The organism is Mesocryomonas fontinalis, assembly GCF_055730125.2.
In genome coordinates, this window is record NZ_JBUZWG020000004.1 from 108,510 (window position 1) to 122,502 (window position 13,993).

14 protein-coding genes are annotated in these 13,993 nt (G+C 67.3%); 6 read left to right on the top strand and 8 right to left on the bottom strand.

Annotated elements, in window-relative coordinates; translation table 11 throughout:
- Window positions 1–69: 69 nt before the first annotated feature.
- Together ACZL02_RS11425 and ACZL02_RS11430 are read left to right on the top strand one after the other, a co-directional pair.
- Window positions 70–1,074 carry a Gfo/Idh/MocA family protein gene (locus ACZL02_RS11425; RefSeq protein WP_472939729.1) on the top strand — a complete coding sequence of 335 codons (1,005 nt, stop codon included), beginning with the start codon at window positions 70–72 and terminating at the stop codon, window positions 1,072–1,074.
- 261 nt (window positions 1,075–1,335) lie between these two features.
- Window positions 1,336–2,589 carry a glycosyltransferase gene (locus ACZL02_RS11430; protein WP_472939730.1) on the top strand — a complete coding sequence of 418 codons (1,254 nt, stop codon included), beginning with the start codon at window positions 1,336–1,338 and terminating at the stop codon, window positions 2,587–2,589.
- 47 nt (window positions 2,590–2,636) lie between these two features.
- On the opposite strand, the gene ACZL02_RS11435 is transcribed toward ACZL02_RS11430, so the two are convergent.
- The 8 genes from ACZL02_RS11435 to ACZL02_RS11470 form a co-directional block, all read right to left on the bottom strand.
- Window positions 2,637–3,635: an ABC transporter ATP-binding protein gene (locus tag ACZL02_RS11435; RefSeq protein WP_472939731.1), complete on the bottom strand. Its 999-nt coding sequence runs from the start codon at window positions 3,633–3,635 to the stop codon at window positions 2,637–2,639.
- 19 nt (window positions 3,636–3,654) lie between these two features.
- Window positions 3,655–4,716, bottom strand: coding sequence for a Gfo/Idh/MocA family protein (locus tag ACZL02_RS11440; protein ID WP_472939732.1), 1,062 nt, complete (start codon window positions 4,714–4,716; stop codon window positions 3,655–3,657).
- Window positions 4,709–5,080, bottom strand: a complete 372-nt coding sequence (locus tag ACZL02_RS11445; protein WP_472939733.1) for a HepT-like ribonuclease domain-containing protein — start codon at window positions 5,078–5,080, stop codon at window positions 4,709–4,711. Before ACZL02_RS11445 ends, ACZL02_RS11440 begins: the two co-directional genes overlap by 8 nt.
- Window positions 5,080–5,370: a nucleotidyltransferase family protein gene (locus tag ACZL02_RS11450; protein ID WP_472939734.1), complete on the bottom strand. Its 291-nt coding sequence runs from the start codon at window positions 5,368–5,370 to the stop codon at window positions 5,080–5,082. The genes ACZL02_RS11445 and ACZL02_RS11450 overlap by 1 nt, the downstream gene beginning before the upstream one ends.
- A gap of 11 nt (window positions 5,371–5,381) precedes the next feature.
- Window positions 5,382–6,221 carry a carbohydrate ABC transporter permease gene (locus tag ACZL02_RS11455; protein ID WP_472939735.1) on the bottom strand — a complete coding sequence of 280 codons (840 nt, stop codon included), beginning with the start codon at window positions 6,219–6,221 and terminating at the stop codon, window positions 5,382–5,384.
- An 8-nt stretch (window positions 6,222–6,229) separates the two neighbouring features.
- Window positions 6,230–7,156 carry a carbohydrate ABC transporter permease gene (locus ACZL02_RS11460; protein WP_472939736.1) on the bottom strand — a complete coding sequence of 309 codons (927 nt, stop codon included), beginning with the start codon at window positions 7,154–7,156 and terminating at the stop codon, window positions 6,230–6,232.
- 94 nt (window positions 7,157–7,250) lie between these two features.
- Complete coding sequence (locus ACZL02_RS11465; RefSeq protein WP_472940068.1) at window positions 7,251–8,459, bottom strand: ABC transporter substrate-binding protein; 1,209 nt, start codon at window positions 8,457–8,459, stop codon at window positions 7,251–7,253.
- A gap of 228 nt (window positions 8,460–8,687) precedes the next feature.
- Window positions 8,688–9,578, bottom strand: coding sequence for an N-acetylmuramic acid 6-phosphate etherase (locus tag ACZL02_RS11470; protein WP_472939737.1), 891 nt, complete (start codon window positions 9,576–9,578; stop codon window positions 8,688–8,690).
- 333 nt (window positions 9,579–9,911) lie between these two features.
- On the opposite strand from ACZL02_RS11470, the gene ACZL02_RS11475 reads away from it, so the two are divergent.
- Genes ACZL02_RS11475 through nagA form a run of 4 tightly spaced genes read left to right on the top strand, consistent with a single transcriptional unit; the run spans window position 9,912 to window position 13,718 of the window.
- A complete protein-coding gene (locus ACZL02_RS11475; protein ID WP_472939738.1) occupies window positions 9,912–10,793 on the top strand; it encodes a glucosamine kinase nucleotide-binding domain-containing protein in 882 nt (293 codons plus the stop codon).
- A complete protein-coding gene (locus ACZL02_RS11480) occupies window positions 10,790–11,533 on the top strand; it encodes a GntR family transcriptional regulator (protein ID WP_472939739.1) in 744 nt (247 codons plus the stop codon). The genes ACZL02_RS11475 and ACZL02_RS11480 overlap by 4 nt, the downstream gene beginning before the upstream one ends.
- Before the next feature lie 8 nt (window positions 11,534–11,541).
- A complete protein-coding gene (locus ACZL02_RS11485; protein ID WP_472939740.1) occupies window positions 11,542–12,573 on the top strand; it encodes an SIS domain-containing protein in 1,032 nt (343 codons plus the stop codon).
- The gene (gene nagA / locus ACZL02_RS11490; protein WP_496258430.1) at window positions 12,570–13,718 is read left to right on the top strand and encodes an N-acetylglucosamine-6-phosphate deacetylase; all 1,149 of its coding nucleotides are present in this window, start codon (window positions 12,570–12,572) and stop codon (window positions 13,716–13,718) included. Before ACZL02_RS11485 ends, nagA begins: the two co-directional genes overlap by 4 nt.
- Window positions 13,719–13,993 lie beyond the last annotated feature (275 nt).

A 13,993-nucleotide genomic window follows, 5' to 3' on the forward strand; every position in this document is an offset into this window, starting at 1 on the left:
CACGCCTCCCGCCGGCTAAGTCCGGCCGTCCGCTGGCGAGCGATGCCGGCCCTCGTGGGAGATAGCGCCATGTCCGATCAACTCGTCTGGGGCGTTCTGGGGGCGGCCAACATCGCTCTTCGCAAGGTCATTCCGGGCATGCTCGGCGATGCCACGTCCCGCATCCGCGGCATTGCCTCGCGCGACGGGAGCAAGGCGAAAGCTGCCGCCGAACAGTTCGGCTTCGAGACGCACTACGACAGCTACGAGGCGCTGCTCGCCGATCCCGTGATCGAGGCGGTCTACATTCCGCTGCCGAACCACCTGCATGTGCCTTGGTCGGTGAAGGCGCTGGAAGCCGGCAAGCACGTGCTCTGCGAAAAGCCGATCGCGCTCGACGCGGCGGAGGCCGGACAGTTGATCGCGGCGCGCGACCGCAGCGGCAAGCAAGTGCTCGAGGCCTTCATGGTGCGCCAGCATCCGCAATGGCTGCGGGCCCGCGAGATCTTGCGCAGCGGCGAGATCGGCCCGGCAAAGCTGGTGCAGACGACGCTTAGCTACTTCAACGCCGACCCCGCCAATGTCCGCAACATCGCCGAGATCGGTGGCGGAGCGCTCTACGACGTCGGCTGCTATGCGCTGCAGCTCGGGCGTTTCCTTTTCGAGAGCGAGCCGCTTCGCGCCATATCGCTGATCGACCGCGACCCGGAAATGAAGACCGACCGCCTGACCTCGGCAATCCTCGATTTCGGCGCCGGCCGGCAGCTGGCCTTCTCCACCTCGACGCAGCTCGTCCCCGCGCAGCGCACGCAGATCTTCGGCACCACCGGCCGCATCGAGGTGCCGGTGTCGCTCAACGCACCGCAAGAGGCGACGCGGCTTCACGTCGACACGACCGGGGCGATCGACGGCAGCGGCATTCGCACCGAGACGCTGGCGCCTTGCGACCAGTACACGCTGCAGTCGGCCATGGCGGTTCGGGTGTTCCGCGGGCTGGAGACGGCCGAGTTCCCGATCGAGGACGCCATCGCCAACATGCGGTGCATCGACGCGGTCTACCGCTCTGGGCTCACCGGCGCCTGGGAGACAATCTGACGCGACCAAGGGGCGGCGTCCTCAGACGGGGACGCCCAGCAGCGGGAGAGAGCCGAGGTGACGGACGGTCCGCTCATAGCGACGGGCCGGGCATGGCGGCGCCAGTCAGGGAAGCGTAGGAGTGGCAGATGGCAGGCGAAGCGACGATCGATGAAGGGCCCTCGGTGCGATATCGGTGCAGGCCACCTCTATCTCCGGCGATATCTTCAGCTGGCGACAGTTCCGATACCGCGCGCCGCCGTTTCGAGGCGTTGAGCTGAGATGGCGCACTTCGCCCTGATCTGCCCCCCCTTCTACAGTCATATCAAGGTGTTCGAGGCACTTGCCGGCATCCTGGTGGCGCGCGGCCACCGTGCCACCTTCCTGCTCAATGCCGGCGCGGAAAAGCTTCTGGCACCGGGTGGACCGGCGGCCTGCAGGATCGTCGGCCGCGACGATACCGACCTTGCCGCGATCACGCGCCGCGCGGCGCGGCCGAACGGCCCGCTCGGCATCCTGCGCACGGTTGCCGATACCACATCGCTGACCGCCGCCCTCTGCCGGGACGGCCCTGCAATCCTCGGTGAGCTCGGCGTCGATACGGTGATCGGCGACCAGATGGAGCCGGCTGCCGGCCTTCTGGCTGCCGCGCTGGATCTGAAGCATATTTCAGTTGCCGCAGCGCTGCCGGTCAACAGCGCGCCGGGCGTCCCGCTGCCCTTCGTCGACTGGCCCTATGATCCGTCGAAGGAGGGACTGAAGCGCAACCGCGGCGGCGAGCGGGTGGCTTCGCTCCTTCTGCGCCGGCAACGGCATGGGCTCGAGGAGTGGTCAAAGCACTTCGGCCTGCCGCGCCGGAGCAGTCTGGAGGACTGTCTGTCGCCGCTGCTGCAGATCGCGCAATGCCCGGCGGCGTTCGATTTCCCGCGACCGCCGCTTAAGGGTTTCCATGCGGTCGGCCCGATCCGATCCGAGACCAATGCGGCGGCCGCAGCCTTGCCGTTCGCCATCGACCCGGGAAGGCCCTTCGTCTTCGCCTCACTCGGCACGCTGCAGGGACACCGCCTCGACATCTTCCAGGCGGTCGCGACGGCGTGCCGGCGGCTCGGCGCGCAGCTTCTCGTCGCCCATTGCGGCGGGCTTACCCCGAAACAGGCCGGCACGATCGACGCCGATGCCGTCACCGACTTCGCCGACCAGGCCGCCGTCCTCGACCGCGCCGACGTCTGTGTGACGCATGGCGGCATGAATACCGTGCTCGATGCGCTGCAGCGCCGGGTGCCGCTGCTGGTCATTCCGATCGCCTTCGACCAGCCGGGGATTGCCGCCCGCGTTGTGCACCATGGCGTCGGGCGCATGCGGGCGCGCCGTGGCCTGACGGCCGCCAAGGTCGAGGCGGATCTCCGCGTCCTCATCGGATCGCAAGGCACGCGCGCCGCGGCCCTGGCGCTCGGTCGCGACATCGGCGCCGATCAGCACGGCCAAGGCGGCGCCCGGCGGGCCGCCGACCTGATCGAGGCCGCCATCGACGGCTGAGACCGATCGGCAGCGGCGCCTCTGATCGGCGGAACGATGCGCCTTCGTCAGAACACCTTGCCATCCACACCGAAACGATGGACTGGGCCACCGCGGGGCGACAGCCCGATCGTGGTGCCGACAGCGATCTCGCTCTGACCGGAAAGGCGGACGGTGAGCTCTGCCCCCTCGCTGAGCGTCACATAGAGATAGGTGTCGGACCCCAGATGCTCGGCGTGACGGACCGTGCCGGACCAGCGGGCCACCTCGCCGTCGACGGCGAGATGCTCGGGCCGGATGCCGATGGTCTCGGCGCCCTCTCGCGCGGCATAGGCGCCGGTGAGGAAGTTCATCTTCGGCGAGCCGATGAAGCCGGCGACGAAAAGGTTGTCCGGCTTGTTGTAGAGGTCGATCGGCCGGCCGACCTGCTCGATGCGGCCGGCATTCAGCACCACGATCTTGTCGGCGAGCGTCATCGCCTCGATCTGGTCGTGGGTCACGTAGATCATCGTCGCGCCGAGCGCGCGGTGCAGCCGAGCGATCTCCAGCCGCGTGTTGACGCGCAGCGCTGCGTCGAGGTTCGACAGCGGCTCGTCGAACAGGAAGAGTTTTGGATCGCGCACGATCGCCCGGCCGATGGCGACGCGCTGGCGCTGGCCGCCGGAGAGCTCGGACGGTCGCCGCTTGAGGAGCGCCGAGAGGTCGAGGAGGCCCGCCGCCTTCGCCACCGCCGCCTCGCGCTCGGTCTTGCCGATGCCGGCCTGCTTCAGCGCCAGATCCATGTTGCCGGCAACCGTGAGGTGCGGATAGAGCGCATAGGACTGGAACACCATGGCAATGCCGCGCTCGGCCGGCGGCACCGCGTCGACGGCTTTTCCGGCGATCTCGACCGACCCGGAGGTCTGGTCCTCGAGCCCGGCGATGATGCGCAGGAGCGTCGACTTCCCACAGCCGGACGGGCCGACGAAGACCACGAACTCACCGGTCCCGACCTCGAGATCGATGCCCTTCAGGACCTCGGTTGTGCCGAAAGTCTTGACGATCCGGCTGAGGCGCAGCGACTTCATGATGGCATCCTTGTCTGGCTCACAGCGTCACGCTGCGGTTCTCGCGCATGCTGACCTCGGCGGCGAGCACGATTTCCAGCGAGCGCACCGCGTCCTCGTTGTGGCGGGTGAGGTCGAGGTCTTCGCGGATCGCCTTGAGCACGAAGGCCTGCTCGCGGTCGCAGAGCGCCTGGTGGTCCGGCTCGTCCGCGGTGGACAGCCAGCTGTCGGGCTTTGCAAAGCGGCCGTCGGCGCCGCGCTCGGCATGGTGGACGCGGATGCGGGCGGTGCGCGTGTGCGTGTCGATATCGCTGGAGGCGGCGCCCTCCTCCATGACGATCGACACCGAGCCTTTCGGGCTCATCACGTCCTTCACGAAGAAGGCAGTCTCGGAGATCATCGGGCCCCAGCCCGCCTCGTACCAGCCGACCGAACCGTCGTCGAACAGCACCTGTAAATGGCCGTAGTTCACCTGGTTCTCGGCGATCTCGTCCGACAGCCGCACGCCCATGCCGCGCACCTCGACCGGCCGGGCATCGGTGATCTGGCACATCACGTCGACATAGTGGACGCCGCAGTCGACCAGCGGTGAGGTCGTCTGCATCAGCCGCTTGTGGATCTCCCAGGCCGGCCCGGTGGACTGCTGGTTGAGGTTCAGCCTGAAAACGAAGGGCGGGCCGAGTTCGCGGGCCTTCTCGATGAACTGGATCCAGGACGGGTGGTGGCGCAGGATGTAGCCGACGACGAGCTTGCGGCCCGTCCGCCGGGCGCAGTCGGCGACGCCGCGCGCTTCCTCGGCGGTGCCGGCGAGCGGCTTCTCGACGAACACATGCGCGCCGGCCTCCATGGCGCGCACGGCGAAGTCCGCATGGCTGTCGGTATAGGTGCTGATGGCGACGAGATCGGGTGTCAGCGCAAGGCCCGCGTCGAAGCTGTCCAGCAGGGGATAGACCGCGAGTTCCGGTGGCAGGTCGACCGGCGAACGGTTGTAGAGGCCGACGATCTCGAAGCCGGGATGGGCGTGATAGGCCATCGCATGACTGCGCCCCATCTGGCCGAGGCCGGCGACGAAGACGCGGAGGGGCGTTTCGCGGTCATTCATCTGAGGAAACTCGGTTTCGTTGATCCAAGAGACGCTTGGCCTCCGTGAGGAGCCTCGGGACTGAATTAATTGCCGCGGCCCAAACCAAAGGCGGTTCGGCACCAAAATAGCCATGAATCAGCTTGTTCCGAACGGCGTAGGCACCCTTCAGATCGAGCATCTCAAAGGTATCAGCGGCAATAGTCTCGTCTCGCATCAACTGGCCCGCTGCCTCGCCGACAACTTCGAGGCAACGGATAACAGCGTCCTGCAGGAGGCGATCTTGGAGAAATTTATCGTAGGTATTCAACCCGATATACGTCTCGATCCGCTCGCCCCATTCAACAATATCTTGAAGCCAGTTTTGATAAGTTCGCCGTACCATCACAGCGGCCGTTGATCGCGAAGGGCTCGTGGAAGAATGTCTTTCTTCAACGAGTCCGGCGTAAAAACATCGACTTGGACGCCGAGCAGATCGATCAGCTGCAGCTCGAGCCCAACAAGGTCGAACAGCGACGCACCCTCATGTGCGTCGACCAGAATATCCAAGTCGCTGCCTTCCTTGTCCTCGCCGCGGGCGACCGAGCCGAACAGCCTTGGATTGTCGAAGCGCGACTGGGCGATCACCGCCAGCACCGCGTCGCGCTTCTCGGCCAGGATTTCCGACGGCTTCATCCCACCCTCCATCACTTCACCGCGCCTGAGGTAATGCCGCGGATGAGGTTCTTCGAGAAGAGGAGATAGAGCACCAGAACCGGTAGGATCGCCAGCGACAGCGCCGACAGCACCGCCTCCCAGTTGGTGAGGTACTGGCCGAGGAACTGCTGGGCGCCGAGGGTCACGGTCTTGGTGGACTCACCGGGGGCGAGGATCAGCGGGAACCAGAGGTCGTTCCAGATCGGGATCATGGTAAACACCGCGACCGTCGCCATCGCCGGCCGCACCAGCGGCAGGACGAGGACGAAGAACACCTTGTACTCCGACATCCCATCGATCCGCCCGGCATTCTTCAGATCGTCGGAGACCTGCTGCATGAACTCGGAAAGGATGAACACCGCGAGCGGCAGGCCTTGCGCGGTATAGACGAGGATCAGAGCGGTCAGCGTGTTGACGAGCCCGGAGGCGACCATCATCTCAAGGATCGCCACGGTGCCGAGCCTGATCGGGATCATGATGCCGAGCGCCAGGAACAGGCCGAGCAGCATGTTGCCGCGAAACCGGTATTCGGAAAGCGCAAAGGCGGCCATGGCCCCGAACAGCAGCACGAAGAAGATCGCGACGACGGTGACGATCAGGCTGTTCTGGAAGTAGAGCAGGAAGTCGCCTTGCGCCGCGACGGTGCGGTAGCCGGCGATGCTCGCGGTGTCGGGCAGCGGCGGCACCAGCGGGCTGCCGAAGATCGCGCGGCGGGTCTTGAACGAGTTCATCACCACCAGCAGCACCGGCAGGACCGCGATCAGCGCATAGGCACTGAGGGCGAGATGGACGAGGCCGGTGCGCAAGGAGGCGGGACGGGAACGAGCCATGTCAGCGCCTACATCTGGTAGCGGCGGATGCGCCGCTGGATGACGAAGAGGTAGAGCGACACGCCGAGGAGGATGATCAGGAACATCGCCGTCGCGATGGCCGCGCCCATCGAGCGGTCGCCTTGCTGCAGCTGGAAGCCGAAGAAGGTGCGGTAGAGGAAGGTGCCGAGGATATCGGTCGAACCGTTCGGACCGGCGAGCGCCCCTTGCATGGAATAGACCAGGTCGAAGGCGTTGAAGTTGGCGACGAAGGTGAGGATCGCCACCAGCCCGATGGTCGGCATGATCAGCGGCAGCTTTATCTTCCAGAACTGGCTGAAGCCGGTGACGCCGTCGCATTCAGCCGCTTCCAGGATCTCGTCGGGGATGGTCAGGAGCGCCGCGTAGACCAGCATCATCGGGATGCCGACATACTGCCAGACCGAAACCAGCGAGACCGTGGTCAGCGCATAGGCCTCCTGCCCGAGATAGGGCGCGAACAGGCTCTTCAGCCCGACGGCGCCGAGAAGGCCGGGCGCGACGCCCCAGAGCGGCGACAGGATCAGCTTCCAGATGAAGCCGACGATGACGAAGGAGAGGATGGTCGGCAGGAAGATCACCGTCCGGTAGATCGCGACGCCCTTGAGCTTAGGGATCGACAGCAGGGCAGCCAGCGCGATGCCGACCGGGTTCTGCACCAGCATGTGGATGGCGAAGAAGTAGAAGTTGTTGCCGAGCGCGTTCCAGAAGCTTTCCGACCAGCGGGGATCGCCGAACAGCACCTGGAAATTGGCGAGGCCGACGAACTCCGTCCCCTCCGCCGTGCGCCGCTGCAGCGCCGCCCAGAGCGTATCGGCGAGCGGGAAGATCATGATCGCGGTGTAGACGATGACAGCCGGCGCGAGGAACACCGCGATGTGCCAGCGTCGGGGCTTCTTCAGGGCCGTATCGTGCATGGGTGCGGGGTTTCCGATGCCGGATGCGGGGACGGCGGCGGACACTCTGCCCGCCGCCGCGATGGATGGATTATGGCTTGCGCCTGCGTCGCGCCTACTTGGCGATCGGCGTGGCGGTGCCCGGCTTGTACCAGGCGTCGAGGCCCTTCTGCAGCTTGGCGGCGGCCTCGGTCGGGGTCTCGACCTTGTTCATGACATTGGCCGACTCGGCCCAGGTCTCGTTCTCGAGGTTCGGCGTGCCGCGCGACAGGATCTGGTAGGTCGAGCGGATGGTCGGCTCGCACTCCGAGCGCCACTTCACGAACTCCTGGGCCAAGGGATCCTTCAGCTCGATCTTGGCATCGATCAGCGGGAAGAAGCCCGGTGCCTCGTTGGCGTAGATCGTGGCGAAATCGGCCGACGCGACCCAGGACAGGAAGGTCTTCGCCGCCTCGGCGTTCTTGCTGGCCGCGTTAAGGCCCATGGCAATGTCGGGATGGTCGGAGATGTAGCACTTGTCGCCGGCCTTCGGCACCGGCGGCTTGAAGGCGCCCATCTCGAAATCGACCTGGCCCTTGAACGGCGAGATCTCCCAGGAGCCGGTGGGATAGATCGCGGCGCGGCCGAGGGTGAAGAGGTTCTGGCTGTCGGGATAGGTCTGCGCCTCGAAGCCGTCGCCCATGTAGGGCACCCACTTCACCAGCTGCTCGTAGGGCTTCACCCAGTCGGCGTCGGTCAGCTTCTCCTTGCCGTCGATCAGCGCCTTGCGGCCCTCCTCGCCCTTCCAGTAGTTCGGGCCGATGTTCTGGTAGCCCATGGTGGCCGCCTCCCACTGGTCCTTGGTGCCCATGGCGAGCGGCACGTAGGTGCCATCAGCCTTGATCTTGTCGAGCACCGCGAAGAACTCGTCCTCGGTGGTCGGGACCTCGAGCTTCAGATCGGCGAACGCCTTCTTGTTGTACATGAAGCCGTGCAGCACCGAGGCCATCGGCACGCAGAAAGTCTGCTTTCCGTCGTCGGTCGACCAGGCGGTCTTGGCGATGGCACCGAAATTCTCCATGCCCGGCAGACCGGTGAGATCGGCCAGCTGCTTCTTCTGGAACAGCGCGAGCGAGCCGTCGAACGGCCGGCAGGCGATCAGGTCGCCGCCCGAGCCGGCGTCGAGCTTGGCCGACAGGGCCGAGTTGTACTCGGTCGGCGCCGACGGCGAGAACACCACCTTGATGTCGGGATGCTCAGCCTCGAAAGCCGGGATGATCTTCTCCTGCCAGACGGCGAGATCGTCGTTGCGCCAGCTCTCGATCGTCAGCGTCGTCTCGGCCATGGCCGGCAAGGACACGGCCAGCGCAGCGAGGCTGGTGAAAGTGCTGAGAAACATGCGGTTCATCACGGGCGTCTCCATCTTGTTACGGGATCAGGTCAGAGGCTTGTTACGGATCACGTCAGAGGCTTGTTACGGGATCACGTCAGAGGCTTGTTACGGGATCACGTCAAAGGCTTGTTGCGGGACCTAGCTTAGAGGCGGCTTCAGAAGGCGGGTGAGATCACCCCGCTAGAGGTCGGCGAGGGCGGCGCGGAGATTGCCCGCATGCCGCGACAGCAAGCGCCGGGCCGCATCGACGCCCGGCAGGCCCGATGCGATGAGCACGGCGAGCTTGACGTCGCCGCCCGCCGCCCCGACCGCCGCGGTGGCATCGGCTTCGCCAACGCCGGCGATCTCCCCGACCATGCGGGCGGCGCGCAGGCGCAGCTTGTCGTTGTCGGCGCGCAGGCCCACCATGTGGCCGTCATGGACATGGCCGAGCCGCAGGGCGATCAGCGTCGACAGCATGTTGAGCGCGATCTTCTGCGCGGTGCCCGCCCCCATCCGGGTAGAGCCCGCGATGATCTCCGGCCCGCTGTCGAGGAGAACGCTGGCATCGGCAACCGCCAGCATCGGCGCGCCGGCATTGTTGGCGATGGCGCCGGTCGCAGCACCCACCGCCTTCGCGGCAACGAGACCGGCGAGCGTATAGGGCGTAGAGCCGCTGGCGGAGATGGCGACGACGCAATCCTTGGCTCCGACCTTGGCCGCCGCGACGTCTAGTTCGGCCTGTTCGCCGTCGTCTTCCGGCCCGCCGACGAGGCTCTCGGTGATCGCGAGGCCGCCGGCGAGGATGGTCGCAAAGCGCTCGGCCGGCTCGCCATAGGTCTGCGGTATTTCGAGCGCGTCACCGAGGGCGATGAGGGCTGGACTGCCGGAGGCGAGGTAAATCAACCGCCCGCCGGCCCGAAGCCGGCCGACGGCGAGCGCCGCGATGTCGGCAAGGGCGGGGATGGCAGCGCCGACCGAGGCCACCGCGCGGGCCTGGCCATCAAGCAGGGCCTGCAGGACCTGCGCATCCTCCCAGCCGTCGATGCCGATCACCGCCGGGTCCCGCTGTTCCGTCGCGCGCAAGGTCACCGCAGGATGTCCCGCAAAGTCTCGGCGCAGACCAAGGTGGGGTAATGGGAAATGGCGATCACTCTGGGTTTCGGTCCGCTGGTTTCGGTCCAGGTTGACTCCGCCAGAGCGACGAAAGCTTTGCCTGGCTTGCGGGGATGTTACCAACTTAATGCCATTCGTCCAGCCAAAACTGTTAACTTTTTCATCTGCTGCGATGCAGCATGTTTTTTGTGCATAAACGATCGATAATTTCAGTCGCACGACCTCTTCGGTAAGAGGATCCGCGGATCAGATCCTCGAAATTGGTTGCATCGCTAACCTGTTTTGGTATTACTTCGCCATGGAGGCGTCATGCAGCAGCCTATCTTGATCGGTGTCGATGGCGGGGGCAGCCGATGCCGTGTGCGGGCCCGGCTGCGCGACGGAACACCGCTCGGCGAGGCCGAAGGCGGCTCGGCGAACATCTTCAGCGATCTCGACGGCGCGCTGGCGACGATCGTGGCGGTGACGACCGAGACACTCGCCGCGGCGGGGCTCGGCGAAGCCGATTTGAGACGATGCCATGTCGGGCTGGGGCTGGCCGGTGCCAACATCCCCTCGCTGTCGGCAGAACTGATGCAGCGTCCCCTGCCCTTCGCCGCCCGCGCGCTCGAGTCCGACGCGGTGGTCGCCTGCCGCGGCGCCCATGCCGGGGCGGACGGCGCGATCGCCATCATTGGCACCGGCACGGCCTATGTGCTGCGCCATGGCGACGCCTTTACCTCGATCGGTGGCTGGGGGTTTGCCCTGTCCGACCATGGCAGCGGTGCCTTCCTCGGCCGCGCAGCGCTCACCGCCGCACTCCTCGCCCATGACGGCATCGGCCCGGCCAGCGGGCTGACGGACACCATGCTCGAACGCTTCCACCAAGATGCGGCGCGGCTGGTGGAATTTGCCGACGAGGCGCGGCCGGGCGACTTCGGCGGCTTCGCGCCCTCGGTGGTGGAGATGGCGCAAGGCGGCGATACCGTCGCCGAAGCGATCCTCGTCGATGGCCAGCGCCACATCGAGGCGGCACTGCAGCGGCTGCTCGACCTCGGCGCGCCGTCGATCGTCCTTCTGGGCGGCCTCGCGCCGCGCTACCGGCCACGGCTCTCCCGGGAACTGCAGGCCAAGATCGCCGAGCCGCGCGGCGACGCGCTCGACGGCGCGCTGGCGCTGGCCGCGACGCTGCTGCCGGGGGCCGGGCAATGAGCGAGGTCTTCGACCAGCACTTCATGTCGCCCGGAACCGGCGGCCCGCTCTACCGCCAGCTGCAGGAACGCATCCGCCGCTCAGTCGCGGAAGGCCGGCTGAAGCCCAACGAGGCCCTGCCGCCCGAGCGCGACATCGCCGCCGGCATCGGCATTTCCCGCGTCACCGTCCGCAAGGCGATCCAGGCGCTGGTCGGCGAGGGCGTGATCCGCCAGCGGCATGGCTCAGGCAACTTCGTGGCGGAGGCCCCGAGCCGGGTGCAGATGGGCCTGTCGCACCTCAAATCCTTCACCGAGGACATGGAGAGCCGCGGCTCGGCCACCGGCTCGCGCTGGCTGGAGCGCACGCTGTCGACCGTCAGCCCCGACGAGGCCATGCAGCTGCGGCTGTCGCCCGGCGAGCCCGTCGCGCGCTTCCACCGGCTGCGCCTCGCCAATGCGATGCCGATGGCGATCGAGCGGGCCGTCGTGCCCGCCCGCATCCTGCCCGACCCTGCTGCGGTCGACACCTCGCTCTACCAGGCGATGGAGGCGGTCGGCCACCGGCCGGTGCGGGCGCTGCAGCGGATGACGGCCGCCAATCTCGCCGCGGCCGATGCCGCCCTCCTCGGGCTGGAGACGGGCGCTGCAGCGCTGTCGATCCTGCGCCTCTGCTTCGATGCAAAGGGCGAGGCCGTCGAGCTCACCCGCTCGCTCTACCGCGGCGACGCCTACGACTTCGTCGCCGAACTCACGATCTGAAGGATCCCATGAGCCAGTCCCCAAAAAGCCTGATGCGGTCGGAGATCGACGAGACGCCGGAGGCGGTGCGCCGCCTGCTGGCGCAGTCCGGCGAGGCGATGCGTGCGGCGGGGCTGGCGCTGCGCGATCTCGATCCGCCGGTGGTGGCGACGGTCGCGCGCGGCTCCTCCGACCATGCCGCGACCTATTTCAAATATGCGACCGAAATCCTCAGCGGCGTGCCGGTCGCCTCCTTCGGCCCCTCCGTCGTCTCAATCTACGGCGCCAAGCTGAAGCTGAAGGGCGCCGCAGCGCTTGCCATCTCGCAGTCCGGCCAGAGCCCCGACATCGTCTCGCTGCTCTCCGCCGCCCGCGCCGGTGGCGCGAAAACGATCGCGCTGGTCAATGCGCCGGACTCGCCGCTGGAGGCCTCGGCCGACCACGCCGTCCGCCTTTCGGCCGGCCCGGAAAGAAGCGTCGCGGCGACCAAGAGCTTCGTCGCCTCGGTCGCCGCCGCGCTCGGCATCCTTGCCGCCTGGACCGGCGACGAGAAGCTCGGCGCAGCGCTCGACGCCCTCCCCGATCAACTCGACGCGGCGCTGGCGCACGACTGGTCGGAGGCGCTCGAGGCGACCGTCCAGGCAGGATCGCTCTATACGCTCGGCCGCGGCGTCGGCTTTGCCGTCGCCGGCGAGGCGGCGCTCAAATTCAAGGAGACTTCGCTCCTCCACGCCGAATCCTATTCCGGCGCCGAACTGCTGCACGGGCCGGTCTCGCTGGTCGAGGGCGGCTTCCCGGTCTTTGCCTTCCTGCCGGACGATGCCGCGCACGCCAACCTCGTCGGCGTCGCCCGCCGGCTGGAAGAAAAAGGCGCGAAACTCTTCGTCGCCGGCCGCGGCGCGCCGGGCCACCTCCTGCCGACGACGGCCACCGGCCACCCGCTGACCGAACCGCTGGTCATGCTTCTCTCGTTCTACGGCTTCGTCGAGCAGGTCGCCCGTGCAAGAGGGCTCGACCCCGACGTGCCGCGCGGCCTCTCCAAGGTGACGGAGACCGTCTGATGGCGGCATTTGCGCTGGTCGGCGCCGAGATCTTCGACGGAGAAAGCCGGCATGCCGGGCAGGCGCTGTTCGTCGCCGACGGCGTGATCCAGGCCATGGCGCCGGCGGCCTCCCTCGACCCCGCGATCGAGCGCGTGACGCTGGACGGAGGCCTCCTCGCGCCGGGCTTCATCGACATCCAGGTGAACGGCGGCGGCGGCGTGCTCCTCAACGATACGCCGACCGTCGAGGGCGTCCGCGCGATCTGCGCCACGCATGCCCGCTTCGGCTCGACCGCCTTGCTGCCGACGGTGATCACCGACCGCCCGGCCATCACCTTCGCCGCCATCGCCGCGGTCGAGGCGGCCTTGGCGGCAGGCATGCCCGGCTGCCTCGGCATCCACGTCGAGGGCCCATTCCTCTCCGTCGCCCGGAAAGGCGCGCACGACCCGGCGCTGATCCGGACAATGCACGAAGCGGACCTCGAAGCGCTGATCGGCACCACGGTCCGACCGCTGCTGCTGACCGTCGCGCCGGAAAGCGTCACGCCGGAACAGATAAGCCGGCTTAATGACGCCGGCATCATCGTCTCGCTCGGCCACACCGATACAGATTTCGCCACCGCCAACGCCGCCTTCGACGCCGGCGCGCGCGGCGTGACGCATCTCTATAACGCCATGAGCCAGCTCGGGCACCGCACGCCCGGCCTCGTCGGCGCGGCGCTGGCGCGGCCGGAGATCTGGTGCGGCATCATCGCCGACGGCCACCACGTGCACCCCGCCGCGATCGCGACGGCGCTGCGGGCCAAACGCCAGCCCGGCCGGCTGATGGCGATCACCGACGCGATGCCGACGGTGGGCGTCGACGACGACGTCTTCGTCCTCAGCGGCCGCACGGTGACGCGGCGCGACGGCCAGCTGACCCTCGACGACGGCACGCTCGCAGGCTCCGACCTCTCGATGATAGGAGCCGTCCGCTACCTCGTCGACACCGTCGGCATCGACCTCGACGAGGCGCTGCGGATGGCGGCGGTGTATCCAGCAGAGTTCCTGGGGCTGTCGGCAAGCCATGGCCGGCTGCTGCCCGGCGCCCGCGCCGACATCGTCCACCTTGACGCTGCCACGGATATCGCGGGCGTCTGGATCGAGGGAGTGCGGACGGTCTGAGCAGAAGAAAAATGCGGGTGGCACGCTTCTGTAGGAAGTGTCGCCGACCTCAAAAGCTCGTCATCCTCGCGCGCAGCGGGGGGACCCATGCCGAAGCGTGGAAGCTGGCTTCGCTGGTGGACGCACGCCTCCTCTTCCGTGACCGAACCGGTGTGGAAACGCAGAGGCATGGGTCCTCGGGGCCAAGGCTCCGAGGATGACGACCGTTGAGGGATATGCCTCGTTAAGAGACCGCCAGCCCGGTTGGCGGAGAAGTGGCTCCCGACCTCGAAAGC